20 protein-coding genes are annotated in these 20,722 nt (G+C 33.5%); 10 read left to right on the top strand and 10 right to left on the bottom strand.

Annotation, left to right across the window (positions count from 1 at the left end; all coding sequences use genetic code 11):
- Positions 1-22: 22 nt before the first annotated feature.
- The 3 genes from EKL96_RS10190 to EKL96_RS10200 form a co-directional block, all read right to left on the bottom strand.
- Positions 23-1,927 carry a tetratricopeptide repeat protein gene (locus EKL96_RS10190; RefSeq protein ID WP_233579291.1) on the bottom strand — a complete coding sequence of 635 codons (1,905 nt, stop codon included), beginning with the start codon at positions 1,925-1,927 and terminating at the stop codon, positions 23-25.
- A 227-nt stretch (positions 1,928-2,154) separates the two neighbouring features.
- Positions 2,155-2,343, bottom strand: a complete 189-nt coding sequence (locus EKL96_RS10195) for a hypothetical protein (protein WP_126461753.1) — start codon at positions 2,341-2,343, stop codon at positions 2,155-2,157.
- Between the two features lie 174 nt (positions 2,344-2,517).
- A complete protein-coding gene (locus EKL96_RS10200; RefSeq protein ID WP_126461756.1) occupies positions 2,518-3,330 on the bottom strand; it encodes a LytR/AlgR family response regulator transcription factor in 813 nt (270 codons plus the stop codon).
- 472 nt (positions 3,331-3,802) lie between these two features.
- Here EKL96_RS10200 and EKL96_RS10205 point away from each other — a divergent pair, with 472 nt between their 5' ends.
- On the top strand, positions 3,803-4,339 hold the full coding sequence (locus EKL96_RS10205) for a DUF3575 domain-containing protein (protein ID WP_126461759.1): 537 nt from the start codon (positions 3,803-3,805) through the stop codon (positions 4,337-4,339).
- A 52-nt stretch (positions 4,340-4,391) separates the two neighbouring features.
- On the opposite strand, the gene EKL96_RS10210 is transcribed toward EKL96_RS10205, so the two are convergent.
- Positions 4,392-5,933 (bottom strand): glycine--tRNA ligase, encoded by a 1,542-nt coding sequence (locus EKL96_RS10210; RefSeq protein ID WP_126461762.1) that lies wholly within the window; start codon positions 5,931-5,933, stop codon positions 4,392-4,394.
- A gap of 97 nt (positions 5,934-6,030) precedes the next feature.
- On the opposite strand from EKL96_RS10210, the gene EKL96_RS10215 reads away from it, so the two are divergent.
- The 4 genes from EKL96_RS10215 to EKL96_RS10230 all read left to right on the top strand — a co-directional run bounded on the left by EKL96_RS10215 (position 6,031) and on the right by EKL96_RS10230 (position 9,872).
- Positions 6,031-6,714, top strand: coding sequence for a ComF family protein (locus EKL96_RS10215; RefSeq protein WP_126461765.1), 684 nt, complete (start codon positions 6,031-6,033; stop codon positions 6,712-6,714).
- Between the two features lie 330 nt (positions 6,715-7,044).
- The gene (locus EKL96_RS10220) at positions 7,045-7,653 is read left to right on the top strand and encodes a superoxide dismutase (RefSeq protein ID WP_126461769.1); all 609 of its coding nucleotides are present in this window, start codon (positions 7,045-7,047) and stop codon (positions 7,651-7,653) included.
- A gap of 644 nt (positions 7,654-8,297) precedes the next feature.
- A complete protein-coding gene (locus tag EKL96_RS10225) occupies positions 8,298-9,227 on the top strand; it encodes a hypothetical protein (RefSeq protein ID WP_126461772.1) in 930 nt (309 codons plus the stop codon).
- Between the two features lie 21 nt (positions 9,228-9,248).
- Complete coding sequence (locus EKL96_RS10230) at positions 9,249-9,872, top strand: hypothetical protein (protein WP_126461775.1); 624 nt, start codon at positions 9,249-9,251, stop codon at positions 9,870-9,872.
- Between the two features lie 351 nt (positions 9,873-10,223).
- Here the strand turns inward: EKL96_RS10230 and EKL96_RS10235 are convergent, their stop codons facing one another.
- The 4 genes from EKL96_RS10235 to EKL96_RS10250 form a co-directional block, all read right to left on the bottom strand.
- Positions 10,224-12,122 carry an amidophosphoribosyltransferase gene (locus EKL96_RS10235; protein WP_126452719.1) on the bottom strand — a complete coding sequence of 633 codons (1,899 nt, stop codon included), beginning with the start codon at positions 12,120-12,122 and terminating at the stop codon, positions 10,224-10,226.
- 131 nt (positions 12,123-12,253) lie between these two features.
- On the bottom strand, positions 12,254-13,177 hold the full coding sequence (locus tag EKL96_RS10240; protein WP_126461778.1) for a PfkB family carbohydrate kinase: 924 nt from the start codon (positions 13,175-13,177) through the stop codon (positions 12,254-12,256).
- Between the two features lie 144 nt (positions 13,178-13,321).
- Positions 13,322-13,858 carry an ankyrin repeat domain-containing protein gene (locus EKL96_RS10245; protein ID WP_126461781.1) on the bottom strand — a complete coding sequence of 179 codons (537 nt, stop codon included), beginning with the start codon at positions 13,856-13,858 and terminating at the stop codon, positions 13,322-13,324.
- A gap of 62 nt (positions 13,859-13,920) precedes the next feature.
- Positions 13,921-15,444: a catalase gene (locus EKL96_RS10250; protein ID WP_126461784.1), complete on the bottom strand. Its 1,524-nt coding sequence runs from the start codon at positions 15,442-15,444 to the stop codon at positions 13,921-13,923.
- 96 nt (positions 15,445-15,540) lie between these two features.
- Here EKL96_RS10250 and EKL96_RS10255 point away from each other — a divergent pair, with 96 nt between their 5' ends.
- On the top strand, positions 15,541-16,479 hold the full coding sequence (locus EKL96_RS10255) for a hydrogen peroxide-inducible genes activator (protein WP_126452727.1): 939 nt from the start codon (positions 15,541-15,543) through the stop codon (positions 16,477-16,479).
- Between the two features lie 3 nt (positions 16,480-16,482).
- Here the strand turns inward: EKL96_RS10255 and rnhA are convergent, their stop codons facing one another.
- Together rnhA and EKL96_RS10265 are read right to left on the bottom strand one after the other, a co-directional pair.
- Positions 16,483-16,956, bottom strand: coding sequence for a ribonuclease HI (gene rnhA / locus EKL96_RS10260; RefSeq protein WP_126461787.1), 474 nt, complete (start codon positions 16,954-16,956; stop codon positions 16,483-16,485).
- Positions 16,957-16,958: 2 nt separating this feature from the next.
- The gene (locus EKL96_RS10265) at positions 16,959-17,528 is read right to left on the bottom strand and encodes a phosphoribosylglycinamide formyltransferase (protein WP_126461790.1); all 570 of its coding nucleotides are present in this window, start codon (positions 17,526-17,528) and stop codon (positions 16,959-16,961) included.
- 176 nt (positions 17,529-17,704) lie between these two features.
- Between EKL96_RS10265 and EKL96_RS10270 the strand changes: the two genes are divergently transcribed.
- From EKL96_RS10270 to EKL96_RS10285, 4 genes are all read left to right on the top strand, one after another.
- Positions 17,705-17,941, top strand: coding sequence for an acyl carrier protein (locus tag EKL96_RS10270; RefSeq protein WP_007137004.1), 237 nt, complete (start codon positions 17,705-17,707; stop codon positions 17,939-17,941).
- 178 nt (positions 17,942-18,119) lie between these two features.
- A complete protein-coding gene (gene fabF, locus EKL96_RS10275) occupies positions 18,120-19,373 on the top strand; it encodes a beta-ketoacyl-ACP synthase II (RefSeq protein WP_126461793.1) in 1,254 nt (417 codons plus the stop codon).
- Positions 19,374-19,379: 6 nt separating this feature from the next.
- On the top strand, positions 19,380-20,120 hold the full coding sequence (locus EKL96_RS10280; protein ID WP_126461796.1) for a ribonuclease III family protein: 741 nt from the start codon (positions 19,380-19,382) through the stop codon (positions 20,118-20,120).
- 113 nt (positions 20,121-20,233) lie between these two features.
- Entirely contained in the window at positions 20,234-20,722 is a 489-nt protein-coding gene (locus EKL96_RS10285; protein WP_126461799.1) for an IPExxxVDY family protein, read from the top strand.

Below are 20,722 nucleotides of genomic sequence, written 5' to 3' on the forward strand. Positions count from 1 at the left end.
TGTATAAGTTGTAAGATTGTTTTTATTCTATTGGGGTGGTAACCGTTATAATTGTTCCTCCTTTTTTTGAGGATTGTATGTCAAAGATACCATCGCATTCTTTGGTCCGAAAAAGTATGTTTTGCAGACCAATGCCTTTTTTAGCTGTTTTTATATTAAAACCAACACCATTGTCACTAATTTTTAAAATCAAATGATCTTCTTCTTTTCTTAGTTCTATTTTAATGGTGTTAGCATTAGCATATTTATTACTGTTTTGGAGTGCTTCCTGCAGAATACGGTATAAATTGATTTTTAGCGAGTTACTTACTAGTTCCCATTTTATAGCTGGATCAATACTTGAAATTAATTTTGATTTATGAGTCTTTTTTTGGTCTTCAAATAAATTATCAACTATGGCGACGAAGTTATTAATTAATTCTGATTTTTCTCTATTCAAGTCATGTGAAATTTCTCGAATATCCTGCTCAATATTTTTTAATTCTATTAAATAATTATTTCTCTTTTCCACAGCAGTCCCGTCAACAATCTTATTCAAGCTGTCCAAGTTAATTCGCACTCCAAATAGTCTGCCTAAAACGCCGTCGTGTAATTCGCGTGCTACTCTTTTCTTTTCCTTAATTCTATTTATTTCAATCGTGTTTTGTTGTGTGATCATTAAATTATAGATCTCTTCATTGGCCATTTGCTGTTGTTGCTTGAATAACAATTCTCTGTTTTTTGCTTTTTGGGTTCTAATGACAAAGGAAAATAAACCAAGCATTGCTAAACCACTAAAAATATAAACTAAATTCCTGTTTTGTTGTACTAAGTCCTTATTCTCGTTTTTTATTTCCTCTGTTTCGTATTCGATACGGGTAAATTTATTACCCATTTTACGTTCTGATTTTTGTAATTTCTCGCTAACTTGAATGTATTCGTTTCCATAAACTGCAGCGTTTTGTGGCTCTATAATTGATAATTGCTTCAGCGAATTTAAAACATTACGATAATTGTTTGTTTTTTTGGATAATTCAAGGGCTTGTTTGGCAAACTGACTTGCTCGTAAAGTTTCATTCTTTGAAATGAAATATTCGGATAAATTTATTTTACTGGCTATGACACCCGCACTAAGTTGTAAACTATCTCTGGTTTTTAATGATCGAAAGAATAAATCTGGCAACCCTTCCTTTTCATTAAGCTTGAATTTAGAATACGCTAAATTATTCAATAACATGGCGTGCAATGAGGGTTTATCTTTAAACACATTTTTTTGATCTAGTCCTTTTTGAAAATATCTTTTCGCCTGCTTGTAGTCTTGCGTCTTAAGGTGGAGGTAACCAATGTTATTGTAGGAAGTCGCTTTTGGCTGATAAAAAGAGGCCATTAACTCGTCATCAATACTGGCTAAAGCTCTATTGTGATACCGCATTGCATTTTTATAATCCTCTAGTTCATTATAAATTAATCCTAATAAATTGTAAGCATCATACAAGATGTCGCTTTGGTTTGTGTTCTTTATGATTTTTAAAGCTTTAGAAGCCGCTTTTTCAGCCCCTAAAAAATCACTTTGATTAAATTGTATGTTTGCCTTTCTTATAATCGTTTTTGCCAGATTATAGTTGTCATTTAGCTCAATATATATTTTTTCTGCCTTGTCATAGTACAAAAAAGAACTATCCGGAATACCTTGAGAGTCATAATAATCTCCTAAATAATTATTCCCTTTTGCCATACTAAAAGCATCCTGCTGCATTGCAGATTTTTCAAGTACCAATCGTACCGTTCTTTTATACTCCTTCCAATTTTCTAAGTTATAATAGCGATTAGCAATTTTGAACAGGTTTACACGATATAAAGAATCATTTTCTTGGGGAGTTATGACTTGAAGTGCTTTTTTTACGTATTTTTCTCGTTGCTCAGACGGCAAATCAAAATCGTTGGACAATAAAAAATATGTAGAAAGGCTGTCTTTAGAATCTAAAGTAATTTTATTTGGAGTATTTTTTTGAGTACATCCACAAAATAAAAAAATAAAAAAAAGTGTTGTATATATAGGATGTTTCAATAGCAAAAAGTTTTACCATCAAAAATAAGAAAATAAACGTATTAGCATAAAAAAAGCTGCCAAAAATTTGACAGCTTTCTTAAATCAATATATTTACTAATATTTTGTTAGTCCATTTTCTTATTCCCCTGACTTGTTGATCCATTTCCAGCAAGATTTAGTTGTACGTTTTCAATTTTGAAAACTTCTGCTTTGTTATCATTTTTTGTTGTTGAAGTAATTTCTTCATTTGAAGTAAATGAAGTTAATACCATTACTAAAGAAAATAATCCGATTGTTAAAATTGCTTTTTTCATAATTTGGGAATTTTATATTGTTGTTTGATTTTACTTTTCTAGAACCACATTAGCGTGGAATTCTTTTGTAAATCTACACAGACAACTTAATTTTTTCCTACAAAAAAAAGGGTATATGGTAGAACCTGCCCGAATGATAGTGAATGGGTATTAAATCTGGGTGAACGGACAATTTTAGATTTCTAAATAATTTCCGTTAGCAAATTCAGAGATAATAAGGTCGATGTTTGTTTTGTAAGACTTAGAAAAAGGAAGTTTTACGGTACTGTTTTTTATGTAACACACAGAATTTCCGCTGTGAATTCTGGAAATATAGTTCCTATTTACAATATAACTGTTGTGAATCCTAATAAAGGGATATGACAATACCCCTTCAAAATGTTTCAATGTTTTAAAAGCCGTAATCATTTCCCCGTTATTTAAATGAATGTCCGTTGAATTATTATCGGCTCTAAGGTAACAGATGTCTTTTGCATCAATATAGCGATAATCCCCATATGATTTAATGCACAAAGTGAGTGACTGGCCCTGATGTACTGTTTCAGGTTGTGGCAGGAACGTTGGCTTTTCTTCAAGGATGATCGATTCATTTAAAGCAACCTCGCTTTCGACTTCCGATTTATTTAATTTTAAAATCAATTTTATTACATCGATTGGTACCAGTGGCTTTAATAAATAATCCATCACTTCATATTGTATTGCTTCAAAAGCCAACTCTTTTTTACGGGTGGTAATAATAATTTTAGGAATTATTTTTAGGTAACGGTGCAATTCATTGATCAATGCCAAAGACAAATTGCTAGTTGTATCAACAGGATCGATTTCAAGAAAAACTAATTGTGGCGTATGTTCTAAAATTAGATGTAGTCCATCAGTATAATTATTTGCGGAGGCCACAAAAGTTAGTTCTGAAAAACCATCAGCAATGCCTTTTGTTTTCAAAACACTTTCTTGATTGTCGTCAATAATAATGTACGAATAATTCATCAATTGCTTTTCCTGGGATTGTTAAGCATTACATCCGATTTCCAAAGCAAAATATACTTTGGTTTATTAAATTAGGTGGGGTGTTTTAGCAATTTAATGAAACAATAATATCAAAAAATGACTAAAATACTTGTGTTTAACATTCTAAAAATAAGCATTTAACTATTTTTTTATAGGTCTTGTTAATATGTTTTTAACAAATGTTGATACATTAAGATGAAATGCAGATTTATCCGATTAAGAACATGATTACTGTTTTAATAGACGTTTGAATTTAAATTCATTTCGTAAACACCTCTAGTTGTCAGCATAAAAACTTTCCTAAAGTGAAGCTGTTACTTGTTGTGCTGATGATTCAAAGAGTATGAATGTCGATTGATAATAACTTTGTCCGAATTAACCACCAAAAAGTAACTGTTAAAAATATTTTTTTTAAAAATTTATCTTACTTTTATTCCAAAAAACAAAAACTATGAAAAAATTATTTGTCTTAATTTGCTTAACTTCTTCTTTATTTGGTTTTAGCCAAGAAAAAGAAACAATCGATTTTCAAAGAAATGAATTAAAAGGGAATGCGCTATTTTTAGTTCTAGGAGCGGTAGAATTAACTTATGAACGACTAATTAATGAGGATACTGGATTAGGAATTTCACTCTTTTTTGTGGCTGAAGATGAATTTGACACTAACTTTAGTCTTACTCCATACTACCGCGCTTATTTTGGAAAAAAACCAGCTGCTGGATTTTTTGTAGAAGGTTTTGCAATGTTAAATTCATATATAGATCACGGCTACACAACATACTATTACGATAATGGAACGACAATAACTAATTTTGTAGCAGATGAAGTAGGAGCTGATTTCGCACTTGGTTTTGGTCTTGGATCCAAATGGATTCATAGAAAAGGATTCGTCTTTGAATTTAATGCTGGAATAGGACGCAATTTATTTAGTGATAATAGTCCAGAGATAGTAGGACGTGGCGGAATAACGTTAGGATACCGATTTTAAACAAAAAAGCTTCTCAATCGAGAAGCTTTTTTTGAATATAGACTACAAATAATTATATTTTCATCAGCCAGTTTTTCATTGAAACTTCATTTTCAATAATAGATTTTAAATCTGCAATCGCTACACGGTCTTGTTTCATCGTGTCTCTGTGACGAATAGTAACCGTTTGATCTTCGATAGTTTGATGATCTACTGTGATACAAAACGGCGTTCCAAGCGCATCTTGTCTTCTGTAGCGTCTTCCTACGGCATCTTTTTCATCATACGTCACATTAAAATCCCAACGCAAATCGTCAATGATTTTATGTGCGATTTCTGGCAATCCGTCTTTTTTTACCAATGGCAAAATTGCTGCTTTAGTTGGAGCCAGAACCGAAGGTAATTTCAAAACAGTTCTTGTGGAGCCATCTTCTAATGTTTCTTCTTTTAATGAAGTGGCAAAAACAGCCAAAAACATTCTGTCTAATCCAACTGAAGTTTCCACTACATAAGGAACGTAATTCTGATTTAATTCAGCATCAAAATATTGTAATTTTCTGCCGGAAAACTGCTCGTGTGCTTTCAAATCAAAATCAGTTCTGGAGTGAATTCCTTCTAACTCTTTGAATCCAAACGGGAAATTAAATTCAATATCAGCCGCTGCATTGGCATAATGGGCTAATTTTTCATGATCGTGAAAACGATAATTTTCTCTTCCTAAACCAAGTGATAAATGCCATTTCAAGCGGGCTTCTTTCCAGAATTCATAATGCTTCATTTCATCGCCTGGACGCACAAAAAATTGCATTTCCATTTGTTCAAACTCCCGCATACGAAAAATAAACTGTCGGGCTACGATTTCATTTCTAAACGCTTTTCCAGTTTGTGCAATCCCAAAAGGAATTTTCATTCGTCCTGATTTTTGAACATTTAGGAAATTGACAAAAATACCTTGTGCCGTTTCCGGACGCAAATATAAATCCATTGCTGTATCTGCGGATGCGCCTAATTTGGTACCAAACATCAAGTTAAACTGACGCACTTCGGTCCAGTTTCTGGAACCCGTTTCCGGACAAGCAATCTCCAGTTCTTCGATTAATGCTTTTACATCTTCCAAATCTTCATTTCCTAAAGAACGTCCCAATCGTTCCAGAATTTCTCTCTCTTTGGATTTATACTCTATAACGCGAGGATTTGTAGTCACAAATTCCTGTTCATTGAAGGTGTCACCAAAACGCACTCTTGCCTTTTCGATTTCCTTGATTGCTTTTATGTTGAGTTTTTCAGCATAATCTTCAATCAAAACATCGGCTCTATATCTTTTTTTTGAATCTTTGTTGTCTATCAATGGATCATTGAACGCGTCTACGTGACCCGATGCTTTCCAGGTAGTTGGGTGCATCAATATAGAGGCATCAAGACCTACAATGTTATCGTTCATTTGAACCATGGCGCGCCACCAATATTCGCGTATGTTCTTTTTTAATTCTACTCCGTTTTGTGCATAATCATAGACTGCACTTAAACCATCGTAAATTTCGCTTGACGGAAAAATAAATCCGTATTCTTTTGCATGCGAAATTACATTCTTAAATAAATCTTCTTGTTTTGCCATAATACTGCAAAAATATAAAAAGTGAACTTAAAAAAAAGGAAATTGTTAAAGATTGAAGCATTGTTTTGTCTATTTTTATAAACAAATCCCTGATTACATGTTTGAAAGCATTATTAATCTTTTTTTTCCAAAGGTCTGTTCCGGTTGCAACGCCTTTTTAATTGCGAACGAAAATGTGATTTGTACGGTTTGCAGACACGATATTCCGTTGACCAATCATCATTTGAATCCAGAGAATGATGCTTTCAAAAAATTTTACGGACGAATTCCTGTCGTGCATACTTCTGCTTTGTTTTATTTTCATAAAAAGGGAATTGTCCAAGTGCTTATTCATAATTTGAAATACAAAGGACACGAAGAAATAGGAACAATTCTTGGGGAATGGTACGCCGAGGATTTGAAAAACATTGAATTATTAACAACTGTAAATGAAATTATTCCAGTTCCATTGCATCGAAGGAAACTAAAAGAAAGGGGATACAACCAAGTTACTGCTTTTGGAAAAGCACTTTCCACTCGTTTAAATGTAGCTTACAATGACTCACTTTTGATTCGGAATGTGTATTCAAAAACGCAATCCAAGAAAAATTTACTAGGCAGAACGGAAGGAATCGAATCTATTTTTGATGTTTCCTTTACTGAAAAAAATCACAACAAACATTTCCTTTTAATTGATGATGTTATTACAACCGGAGCCACCTTAGAAGCTTGTTCCCGGGCTATACTTAAAATACCGGGTGCAAAAATCAGTATTGTTTGTATGGCGATGGCGCAGTCGTAATTTGGATATTTCGGTTCCAAAACATGTATTTAAAACAGAATGATACCTTAAAGCACAGTCGTTTTTTAGCCCTGATTACTTCACCTAACTTTTACTCTTATAGGAGTTCGGTGAACTTTGTTTGAAGTAAAAATCCTTTTTATGCGCCTTTTCGGTGGATAAAAGATTGGAACAGACGAAGTAAATAGCTATTGAAAACAAGTATGTTACAACTCTAAAGAGCGCACTATTAATTAATTTAATGAAATTATAACGAAATAGAATTTCTATTTCCAAAGTTAAATGATTAAATTTGGATAAAATATTTATAAATCATTAAACAATCATATTATGGCTTTTGAATTACCACAATTACCTTATGCGTATGACGCATTAGAACCTTATATTGATGCCCGCACGATGGAAATTCATCACTCGAAACATCACAATGCGTATACTACCAATCTTAATGCTGCTATCGCAGGAACGGATATGGAAGGAAAGACGATCGAAAATATTTTGATTAATCTTGACATGAAAAACATGCCTGCTCGTAATAACGGTGGTGGTTTTTACAATCATAATTTGTTTTGGACGGTAATGACGCCAAATGGTGGCGGACTTCCAACTGGAGATTTATTGGCTGCAATTGAAGCTGCTTTTGGAACTTTTGAAGAATTTAAAGCATCGTTCAGCAAAGCTGGAGCAACTCAATTTGGTTCTGGATGGGCGTGGCTTTGTGTTCATAAAGGAGGTAAAGTTGAGGTTTGCGGAACTCCTAACCAAGACAATCCATTAATGCCAGGCATAGGTTGTGGCGGAACTCCAATTTTAGGAATGGATGTTTGGGAACATGCTTATTATTTGCATTATCAAAACAGAAGACCAGATTATATCGAAGCCTTTTTCAATGTAATTAACTGGACGGAAGTGGCGAGAAGATTTGCTTTAGAGAAATAGTCTTTTAAGAGAATAGAATATAGAGAATAGACAAAATAACTTAAAAGTTAATTTGTCTATTTTTTTATGCCTCATAGATTGTCCACACTTTCTATCAAAAAAGACGAATAAACTCTTGGCTATTCGTCTTTTTCCTATTCTCTTCCTTCTACTTTCTTTTTACCTCACTTTATTCCAATAAAAAAGTAACTCTAAAAATAAAAGTTATAAACTTTATCACTCTAGTTTTTACTCAGTTTATTTAGAGTTTTTCTACAAATATTGTCTTCGCAGTACTTTCCTATTCCACAGTTTTATACTTTATAAATACGGCTCAATTCTTTTAAACAACAATGACAGTTTGTAGTGACTTATAATCTTAAAACACTAACAAAGAAGCACATGGTTTTTAAAAATAATATAAATAGTGTTATTTTTATGTTAAAAAAAATATTTTTAGAATAAATTTAGTGTAATTTCACTTACAAATATTAACCATAAAATATTAGTCATGAAAAAAATCAAAAAAATTCTGTTCTGTTCTGTTCTGTTCTGTTCCGTTCTTAAATAGTTGCTCAGAGCCAACTAACGATATCATACCGGAACAACAATTAACTAAAAATTTAACTCAGTTAAAAAAAGAGGCTATTACTACAATTTTAAGTATGAGTAATGATTCTGAATTTAAATCATTCATTTTAACGGAATGCTTAAAACAAAGTCATGGAGATTACAATGTCTATTTTTCAACAATTATTGAGAAATATAAATCAAAAAAAAGTGAATTTGCTAACTCATTATCAGTATTAAGATCAAATATGATGAAGATAAATGGAGGTATAGAGCCATTGCTTTTCTATCCACAAGCCGAAACTATCGAGAATATAGCTTATAAAAAAAGATTTAGGACTAGTAATGGAGAGCCATTAGTAATAGGCATATACGACTCCGATTTAACCCCCTCATTTACCGCATCAGGCTACATTATTCAAAATGATGGAACATTGCAATACCATGGTGAAATTACTGAGGATTTTGCGTGGGAAAATGATGTTTGGGTAATAGGATTAGAAGAAGACACTAACGATTATTCTTTATCTTACACAGATTTACCTTCATTTATTCCAGTAGCAGTTAACACATCATTAAGAACCCAAGGACAAGCTGAGTATGCTGGCATCATACAAGTAACTGATTTAAATGAAGTTGAACCTTGGACTAGTGGCAAACTAGAATTTACAATTGTTGTAATGAGTGCTAATGGTGTAATCATTAGTAATAGAAAATTTCCCAAAAGAAAAAGATCTAATTTTAAAGATAATAAATGGTATGACTACAACCATTTTGTAGGCAATTGGAACACTAGTACGTTTGGAAACTGGATGTATGAAAAATGGATAGAAAGAGATGGAGGGAAATCTGCATCTATAACTGTTTCAATTCCACCACCAGCAGGTAGCAATGGCCCAACAACTACAATAAATATCCCTTCAGAAGACAGAGATAATGACCTTGGATTAGCAACCATCCAATTTTCTGATAATATTGATCAAGTTTACAATATTAGTTATGCTAATATAAAACGAAGAAAATAATAAAACACAACAGTTCAACACATGAAATCAATAGCCCTATTATTATTCTTTCTTCCAGCATTACTTTGTGCTCAAGACACTACAGCACTATTAAACAAATCCTTACAAGTAGATATGGGTACTGGGTTGCATGGTAGTGGCGATCTTGCTGGTTTAACATTAAATACGAGTTATACGCACTATTTCAGAAAAAAAGTCTCCTACACTATAGAAATTGGAACAAGCATTCACTATGGCTCTAGCGCTTTATACTACACTGACAATTTTGGAAAAAACATTGATGGATCGTATAGATTTACTACAGCAGGAATTCAATTAGCTGGTAAAATTGGATTGAGTGTTTTTAGAAATAAAAAAAATGACCTAGGCCTACGACTAGGACCATTAGTACGCTACCAATCATCTTCTACCCCTGACGATATAAATACTATATTTCCTGCCGCCGGAACCGGATTTAATGTGCCAATTACTATTATTGGTAATGAAAACCCTCAGAACACCGTAGCTCTTGGAGGTACTTTTCAACTATTTTATAACTATTCTATTTCTAATAAAATATACACCGGCCCCAGCGCGGGTTTTCAAATTGATTCAAATGGAGATACCATCACAAATATTTCTTTGGCTTGCGGCATAAAATTTTAGTTAAAAGGCACAGCAAAAACACTCAAGTATCAAGAAGATTTACTTTAGAGAAATAGTTTTTTTTATGCCTTATAGTTCGCCCACATTTTACTACAAAAAAGACGAATAAACTCTTGGCTTATTTGTCTTTTTCTATTTTCTTTATTCTGTTCTCTTTCTTCTATGCTCTTTTTTCAGACTTCATTCCAATAAAAAAGGTGGAATCTCTTCCACCTTTTTTGCCCCAAATTTACCATAACCTTAACCTACTAATGTTATGGTGATTCAAATTTATACTAGTTGTTACTACCCTTACAAATAAATTAGATGAATAACATGGAAAACCGATTAAAACCTTATCAGCACCAATTATTAGTATGCTCTAGCATCTTTCCCCTCATAAAAATTCATAAAAGCCCTATTAACGACTCTATTTCCTCCTGGCGTTGGATAATCACCCGTAAAATACCAATCCCCTAAATTTTTAGGACAGGCAATATGCAAATCTTCTACCGTTTGGAAAATGATTTTTACCTCGGCCTTTATCTCCGGTGAGCTTAACATTTGTGCAATTTTATCCGAAACCTCTTGCGGTTGAAAAGGCGCATATATTGCTGTTACATAATTGATAACTTCGGTGTCATTGAAGTTTTCCTGTGCTTTACATTTCACATATACCTCATCAACAATATGATACATGTTTCTTTCTTTTAGCAATTCTAAAGCGGCTTTAAAAGCTACTAATCCTTCTAGTTTTGCCATATCAATACCGTAACAATCCGGATACCGTATTTGCGGTGCAGAGGATACGATTACAATTCTTTTTGGATTCAAACGATCCATCATTTTGATGATACTCATTTTCAGGGTTGTACCTCGAACAATACTATCATCGATAATTACTAAATTATCCGTTGGCTTTATGACGCCGTACGTAACATCATACACATGGGCAACCAAATCATCACGGCTGCTGTCCTCTGTAATAAACGTTCTAAGTTTTGCATCTTTAATCGCTACTTTCTCCGTACGAATTTTGACAGAAAGGAGTTCTTGTAATGATTCCTTAGTTAAGGTATTTCTATTTTGAAGAATATAATTGTTCTTTCTTTGATTCAGAAAATCTTGAGCTGCTTCCACCAATCCGTAGAAAGACGTCTCGGCAGTATTTGGAATATAAGAGAAAACCGTATTGTCTGTGTCTTGATCAATTGATTTTAACACCGCCGGAAGTATCAGTCTTCCTAATGTTTTTCTTTCCTGATATATTTCAGCATCACTTCCTCTTGAGAAATAAATTCGTTCAAAAGAACAGGCTTTTTTTACTGTTGGAGGAAGAATCTCTTCCATGGAAACCGTACCGTTTTTCTTAATTATTAATGCAGTTCCAGGTTCTATTTCTTGAACTTTTTCGAAAGGCACATTGAAAACGGTTTGTATAACCGGTCTTTCAGAAGCAACAACAACTACTTCGTCATCTTGATAAAAATAAGCTGGACGTATCCCGGCAGGATCTCTAAAGACAAATGAATCACCGTGACCTAAAAGTCCAGCCATAGCATATCCTCCATCTAAATTTTTAGAAGAACGTCTCAAAATTTTAGCAATATCCAAGCGTTCGGCAATTACAGGAGAAGCTTCTCTTTTAGACAAACCTTCTTCTTTACAATCCTGATACAACTGCATCACTTCTTTGTCCAGAAAATGTCCGATTTTTTCCATAACCGTAACCGTATCTGCCATTTCTTTTGGATGCTGACCCAATTCTACCAAATTTTGAAAAAGTTCTTTCACATTGGTCATATTGAAATTCCCGGCCAATATCAGATTTCGATGCATCCAATTGCTTTGACGCAGAAATGGATGAACGCTTTCGATACTATTTTTCCCAAAAGTTCCATAACGCACATGACCCAAAAACAATTCGCCTAGGTAAGGAATATTCTCTTTTTGAAGCGCTACATCATCCGCATATTCAGGATGAGCTGCCATCTCTTCATTTATTCTTTCATTTATTTGTTTAAATACATCTTGAATAGGCTGCGAATGGTTTGATCGCACGCGACTTATGTATCGCTCACCAGGTTCAACATCCATTTTAATACTTGCAAAACCTGCTCCGTCTTGCCCGCGATTGTGCTGCTTTTCCATAAGGAGATACATTTTTTGTATTCCGTAAAAAGCCGTTCCGTATTTCTCTTTGTAAAATTCAAGCGGTTTGAGTAGTCTAACTAGTGCTATTCCACATTCGTGTTGTAAAGCGTCGCTCATTGTGTTGTTGTTTGTTGTTGTGTTATTCTAAAAAATGAATTGGACTGATTTATATGTGGGCAATAATCAAACCAGATAGTATCTCTTATATTTTTTTAACAAAAAAAACCCGTTTCCGAGGTTTCCATGTATTATAATTCTATGTCAAACTGTGTCAATGATTTAAATTGTTTTAATCTGGACACAACTTCCTCTTTATCTAAATTAACCATCCGTTCCGTTCCAAATTTCTCCACACTAAATGAGGCTAAATTAGAACCGTATATAACCGCATTTTTCATATTCTCAAAAGAGATGTTTTCACTCTGTGTTAAATATCCTGCAAAACCTCCTGCAAAAGTATCTCCTGCTCCTGTTGGATCAAAAACTTCTTCTAATGGCAGTGCTGGCGCAAAGAAAACTTCTTTATTGTGAAACAAAAGTGCTCCGTGTTCACCTTTTTTAATTACTACATATTTAGGCCCCATATTATGGATCTTAGCGGCCGCTTTCACTAAAGAATATTCTCCCGAAAGTTGTCTTGCTTCTTCGTCATTGATTGTAATCACATCAACACGTTTCATCACATCCAATAATTCAGGCAAAGCACAATCCATCCAAAAATTCATAGTGTCGAGCACCACTAATTTTGGTTTAGTTTCCATTTGGTCAATTACGCTACTTTGTACTAATGGATGTAAATTTCCTAACATTACTATATCGGCATTTTTAAAATTCTGAGGGACTTTCGGTTGAAAATCACCCAAAACATTAAGTTCCGTTGCTAATGTATCTCTTGAATTCAAATCGTTATGGTAAAGACCGCTCCAAAAAAACGTTTTTCCACCTTTTACTACTTCAAGTCCAGAAATATCAATGTTTCTTGCTGTCAATAAATCTAAATATTCTTGTGGAAAATCATCGCCAACGACAGAAACTATGGCAGATTGTAAATTAAAAAAAGAAGCCGAAAGTCCTATATAAGGTGCAGCTCCACCTAAAATTTTATCCGTTTTGCCAAAAGGCGTTTCTATAGCATCAAAAGCAACGCTTCCAACAATCAATAATTTATTCATTTATGTAGTTTCAAATTAAGGCGCAAAGATAGGGTATAACTTGTGAAGTTGCAAAGAGTCTGAGGTGTAAAATTTTGCCAAATTAAGAGGTAGTTTTAGACTAATTTACGCCATAATTATTAGAGTTGTTATCCTTATTTGAATTTATGATTTAACCAAAATATTTTTATTTAATAAGTCAATAATAGCCTCATTTTCTTGGTTCACCGCATAATCCAAAGCTGTTTTTCCAAAAATGTCTGTTTGATGCGTATTAATTTTATAGTTCAACAAAATTTCCACACATTTTTCCTGACCAAAAGTGGCAGCAAAAAATAACGCATTTGCCTTATTGTAATTTATTATGTCTGGACTTGCTTTGTGTGCCAATAACAATTCTGCTAAGGAAGAATACCCTTTAAAGCACGCACCCATCAAAGCGGAATTGCCGGAGGAATCCTGAATATCTAAATTTGCTTTTTGCGAAATCAAATACGTTGCAACCTCATAATTATTATTGTAAACCGACAGAATAAGCAAACTATAACCAGAGGAATTTAATAAATTTATATCATTCCCTTCCTGTACAAATTTTTCAATCGTTTTTAGATCATTGGTCCTTGCCGCCTCAAAAACATCTCTGTTTTGCGCATTCAAAAAACCAGAAATTAAAATCAATAAGGTGAAAATTATTTTTTTCATTTTTTTAAAATTTAAATAGTAAAGGAGCGCTAAAAACGCTCCTTTATTAAGTTTCCTTACAATTATTGCATCATTAAAGATTCTAATTCTTTACGATCCATTTTAAGCTCTTTTGCTAAACGCATTCCGTATTCTCTATCCGCTTGATAAAAATGAGCAATCATCTTAGCAACAATTACTTTGTTTTTTACTTGTTTTAAAGCACCTGATAAATTAAAAATTAATGCATCTTGATCTTTCTTAGAAAAAGAACGGTACAAATCTCCCGCTTGTGTAAAATCATTTGGTTTCGAAATTTTTGACTGTGCAGTAGTTACGTTTGCAAATTCTGATTTTGAATACTTGAATTTTGCATCATCCTTTACCTCCGGTTTATTTGTTGAAGGCTGATAATTTACATCACCAGTTTGAGGGCGCAACGACATATACCCATTTTCATTGTAGGTGTTCACTCCGTTTTTAGGCATGTTTACTGGAATTTGTTGAAAATTCCCTCCTAAACGATGGCGTTGTGTATCAGTATATGAGAACAATCTCCCTTGTAATAATTTATCTTCTGAAGGCTCAATACCTGGAACTAAAATTGCTGGCGAAAAAGCGGCTTGCTCTATTTGTTGAAAATAATTTGATGGATTTTGATTCAAAGTCATCGTTCCTACTTTTATCAGTTTAGCAATTTTTTCAGGCCAAATTTTAGTAGGATCAACAGCATTAAAATCCAAAGCCAAAAAATCTTCTTTCTTCAACATTTGAACATACAAATCCCATTTTGGAAAATTTCCTTTTTCAATTTCATTGCGCAAATCCAAAGTAGCATGCTCAATTTGTGTGGATTGAATTGCATTAGCTTCGGCTTGCGATAAATTACGTACTTCTTGTTCCGGAACCCATTTGTATTTTACGTAGGTTACTTCGCCTTTCGCATTTACCCATTTGTAAGCATGTACTCCATTTCCTTCCATTTGGCGAAAATTAGCAGGGATTCCATAATCAGAAAATACCCAAGTAAACATGTGCGTTGATTCTGGTACATTGGAAAAGAAATCGAATGCTCTGTTCGGATCTGATGCGCCATTTGTTATTGGGGACGGTTTAAAGGCATGAACCATGTCTGGAAACTTCATTGCGTCACGGATAAAGAAAACGGGCAAATTGTTTCCTACTAAATCATAATTTCCTTGTTCAGTATAAAATTTAACTGCAAAACCTCGAGGATCACGGTACGTTTCCGGAGAACCTGCCTGATGTATTACCATTGAGAACCGAACCAATAATGGTGTTTTTTTACCCGCTTTATTTAAGAAATCTGCCATCGTAACATCCGAAAAATCAGAGGCAGCAACAAATTCTCCAAATGCACCAGTTCCTCGAGCATGAACCACTCTTTCCGGGATACGTTCGCGGTCAAATGTAGCTAGTTTTTCAATCAAATGAATGTCTTCAAGCAGGACTTGTCCATCTTGTCCAATTGTTTTTGAATTTTGATTGTCTCCTACTGGAGCTCCGGAATTTGTTGTCAACGTTTGACCTAATGTTAGCTGAGTTATCAATATCGCTATTGATAAGACTAATGCTTTTTGTTTCATAAGATTATTTTTTTATTTAATTCATGCAAAAATATCGACAAAAATCATATTGACATAACTGAAATTTTATATCTTTGTTATAGACAATATCTATATATGAATATCCAACAATTAGAATATATAATTGCAGTAGATCGCTTAAAAAATTTCACTAAGGCCGCAGAGTATTGCAATGTAACTCAAGCAACATTGAGCGCAATGGTCAAGAAATTAGAGCAAGAGCTTGGAATAGTGATTTTTGACCGAAAGAAAAATCCAACTGAAACAACCGAAATTGGAATAGAAACTATTGAAAATGCAAAAAAAGTAGTTCTTCATAGCCAGCTTTTAAAAGACAACGCCAAAAAGAGTATTGGAAAAATTGAAGGAAAAATTAGAATTGGAATCATCCCGACAATAGCAAACTCTTTACTTCCAAAAATTTTAAAACCTATTTTAGAAAACTTTCCTGACTTAAAACTAGAAATTTCAGAACAAACAACCAACTCCATTACAAAACAGCTGAAAGAAGGGCAACTTGACATGGGAATTGTTGCGACACCTTTACATGACACTGAAATTGAAGATATCGTGTTATTTTATGAAACTTTAATGGTGTATGGCGACATTGACCCGGTACAGAACTATATTTTACCCGATGAAATTAGAAATCATAAAATCTGGCTTTTGGAAGAAGGTCATTGCCTTAGAGAACAATTTATTAAATTATGTTCTTTAAAGAAAAAAGAAAAAATGGTTGAAAATTTAAAACTTGAAGCAAGTTCTTTTGATACTTTATTGAATATGATTGACGAATTTGGCGGATTAACTTTGATTCCCGAATTATATTACAACACCCTTTCTACCGAAAGAAAAAAACAAGTCAGTTTTTTTAACGCTCCTATTCCGGTTCGTGAAATGAGTATTATTTACCACCGTCCTTATGCAAAAATCAGAACCATTGAAGCGCTAGCCAAAATCATTCACAGCACAATAAACAAAGATTTGATTTCAAATAAATATAAAAAAAGCGAATTAGCAATTACTCAAATATAATAATCACTCACAAGTACTTTCGTAAAAAGCATCTATAGAAAGTTGTTTTTGCATTGAAGCCATAACAGCTAAGGCATCACATCTTTCGTTTTGGACATGATTGTTGTGGCCTTTGATCCACTTAAAATCTACTTTGTGTTTTCTATATACAATTAAAAATCGTTTCCACAAATCAGCATTTTTCCGGTCTGCAAAACCTTTTTTTTCCCAACCCAAAACCCATTTTTTTACTACTGAATCCACCACATATTTAGAATCCGAAATCACCAAAACGGTAGTATTAGGATTTTTTAGCTTTTCGAGACCTACAATTACTGCCAACAACTCCATTCTGTTATTAGTGGTCCGACGAAAACCTTCATAGAATTCCTTTTTATAAGGTTTTCCTACCCATTCCATAACAACGCCATAGCCACCGTTACCTGGATTGCCTTTAGCAGCACCGTCTGTGTATATGTGTACGTCGTGAGAATTCAAAATTATAAATTATGAGTTAATAATCTTTCAATCACTTCCGGAAAATACTTTTGTTCCAATTCATGAATTTTTTGGGCAACTTCTTCTGGAGTTTCGTGCCCTGATAAAATTATTTTTTTTTGAAAAAGAATATTTCCTTCGTCATAATTTTCATTAACATAATGAATGGTAATTCCGGTTTCTTTTTCATTATTTTCTACAATGGCTCGGTGAATATTCATCCCGTACATTCCTTTACCACCATATTTTGGCAACAAGGCAGGATGTATGTTTATGATCTTTTCCGGATAGGATGTGATGATATTTTCAGGGAATTTCAATAAAAAACCAGCCAAAACAATCAGATCAGGCTGAATTGTATTTATTTTATGTAATATTTCCCCTTCAATAAATTGTTCTTTAGTAAAAATATTCGTTGCAACGCCATGGTTTTTTGCTTTGTCAAGCACCTTGGCGATGGAGCTGTTTGCAAAGACTGCTTGAACCGTTGCAAGTTTAGATTTTGCAAAATACTTTATGATGTTTTCAGCATTAGTACCCGATCCAGAAGCAAAAACGACAATTTTTTTCATAACCTAGCTTGTTTTAATGATGCAAAAAAAGGGATAAAAAATGAAAATAAATAACATTGTGGCAGCTTTGTTAAAATAAATTTCATAATTTAGTTGTCACATTTATTAACTAAATAGTTGTTTTCAAATAAAGTTTTTTATTTTTGCCAACAAATTAAATTCTAAAATTAAAGATTATGTCAGACATTGCATCAAGAGTAAAAGCGATTATCGTAGACAAATTAGGTGTTGACGAAAACGAAGTTGTAACAGAAGCAAGCTTCACTAATGATTTAGGAGCTGACTCATTAGACACTGTTGAGCTTATTATGGAATTCGAAAAAGAATTTGACATTCAAATTCCAGATGATCAAGCAGAAAACATCGCTACTGTAGGTCAAGCAATCTCTTACATCGAGGAAGCAAAAAAATAATAAATACGCACCCGTTTACAATCTTGTAAGCGGGTGTTATTATTATTTTGAAATTAAATTCGAGATTGGATTTCAATCAAAAAGATATTTATTGTAATACCCATGGCTCTTTTTGTAAAAATACAGTAAAGAAAGCATGGGTTTTATTTGTTTAAAGATAACAAAAAATAAAGAATTTATGGTATTAAGACGAGTTGTTGTAACAGGTTTAGGTGCTCTTACTCCTATTGGAAATAACATTCAAGAATATTGGAATGGACTTATTAATGGCGTTAGTGGAGCAGCACCAATAACTTATTTTGATGCTTCAAAATTTAAAACTCAATTTGCGTGCGAATTGAAAAATTTTAATGCTGAAGATTTCTTAGACAGAAAAGAAGCCAGAAAAATGGATCGCTATGCGCAGTATGCTATGGTTGCCTCTGATGAAGCGGTTGTAGATGCCGGTTTCAATTTTGAAAAATTAGACAAAGACAGAGTAGGTGTTATCTGGGGCTCTGGAATTGGAGGATTAGAAACTTTTCAAATTGAAATGTTGAACTTTGCTGCAGGTGATGGTACTCCTAAATTTAATCCTTTCTTTATTCCAAAAATGATTTCGGATATCGCAGGAGGACATATCTCTATAAAATACGGATTCAGAGGTCCAAATTTTACCACTGTTTCTGCTTGTGCTTCTTCTACAAATGCTATTATTGATGCTTTCAACTATATAAGATTAGGTCATGCTGATGCTATGATAACCGGAGGCTCTGAAGCTGCGGTGACAATAGCCGGAATGGGAGGCTTTAATGCCATGCATGCTTTATCTACCAGAAATGACGATCCTAAAACCGCTTCAAGACCAATGGATAAAGATCGAGATGGTTTTATCTTAGGCGAAGGAGCTGGCGCATTAGTCCTAGAAGAATACGAACACGCTATTGCTCGTGGAGCAAATATTTACTGCGAAATTGGCGGTGGCGGAATGTCAGCTGATGCCTACCATATTACGGCACCGCATCCTGAAGGATTAGGCGCTAAAAATGTAATGTTAAACTGTTTGAGAGATGCCGGTTTACAAGCAACTGATGTAGATGGTGTGAATATGCACGGAACCTCTACGCCACTTGGTGACATGGCAGAATCTAAAGCAATACTTCATGTTTTTGGGGAACATGCTTACACGATGAATTTAAATTCGACTAAATCTATGACAGGCCATTTACTTGGTGCAGCCGGAGCAGTAGAAACAATTTCTTCGATACTTTCCTTAAAACATGGACTAGTGCCACCAACAATAAATCATTTCACAGATGATGAAAATATCGACGCTAAACTAAATTTTACGTTCAACAAAGCTCAGAAAAGAGAAATGAATGTAGTGATGAGTAATACTTTCGGTTTTGGAGGTCACAATGCTTGTGTACTAGTAAAAAAATTAGAAATCTAATTATAAATGCGTATAATTAGAAAAATATTTTCAAAATCCCGTTCTCCAGAAGACGGGATTTTTTTTGATTCTATTCAGAAAATTTTAGGATTTGCCCCTTTAAATCTTGATTTTTATAAAAAAGCATTCACCCATCGTTCCTCTAATCGCCTTGATATTTTAGGAAATCCAATCAATTACGAACGGTTAGAATTCTTGGGAGACGCAATGTTAAGCTCCGTTATTGCGGCTCATCTATTCAATAAAGCACCCGCTGGGGACGAAGGATATTTGACTAAAATGCGTTCTAAAATTGTGAGTAGGGAGCATTTGAACGAATTAGGGAAAGACTTAAATTTAGTGCAATACATAGAAAGCAAAGTGCCACTTCAGCATTTTGGCGAGAACATCCATGGTAATATTTTTGAGTCATTGGTGGGAGCGATTTACTTAGACCGAGGTTATGTATATTGCGAAAAATTCATTCAAAAAAGAGTAGTAGTGCCTTATGTAGATATTGCAAGACTCGAAGGAAAAGTAATCAGCTACAAAAGTCTGGTGATAGAATGGTGTCAAAAAGAAAAAAAAATATTTCATTATGATATTTTTGAGGACAATGCCATTGACGGGCAACGTCTGTTTGGTGTAAAACTTAGCATTGACAATAAAGTGATTGCTAAAGCAAGAGCCACATCAAAAAAGAAAGCAGAAGAAAAAGCATCCCAACGCGCTTATTTTGCATTTCAAGAAAAAATGGACAGAAAATAATTTAATATACATAAAACTATATCGTTTTCGTTTATAAATTAACAAAAACATCACCTTTTGAACGGTCAATACTTCGATAGAAATACTATATTTACATCTTATTTTTTCATGAAATGGCTATTCTTAAACTTGATCTGGGCGAATTTGACGAAATAGATTACTATCTTATTGCGATTCATACTTCATTAGAGGACTATCGTTTGGCATTTTTTATTAATCAAATGCTGCCTGTGAATCTTAGTAAAAGTAAAAGTGAAATTCAAATTAATATTAAAGAAGGAGAAACAGGTTTTTCCAGATTTTATTATGAAGACATCGAAAGCGGTATTTCTTGGAATTTGATTCAAAATAAAAATGAGGTCATCCAGTATAATAAAGGAAATAACCAAAATCTATTTTCTAACGTGTCCATGGAAGTTTCAACAAAAGTCTTTTTACTTCCTGAATTTAAAAAAGTAGATTATTTTTTAAAAATAGAACATCACGAAGATGCCATAAACGTGTCCCAAACGCAGCTCCTATTAAATACCATAAACAGCATATCTACTGTTTATATAGTAGATACAAATAAAATAAAATCTAAAAACAATTTAATTTTTTAA

The sequence above is a fragment of the Flavobacterium sp. LS1R10 genome (genome assembly GCF_003968825.1).
In the GTDB taxonomy this organism is placed as follows: domain Bacteria; phylum Bacteroidota; class Bacteroidia; order Flavobacteriales; family Flavobacteriaceae; genus Flavobacterium.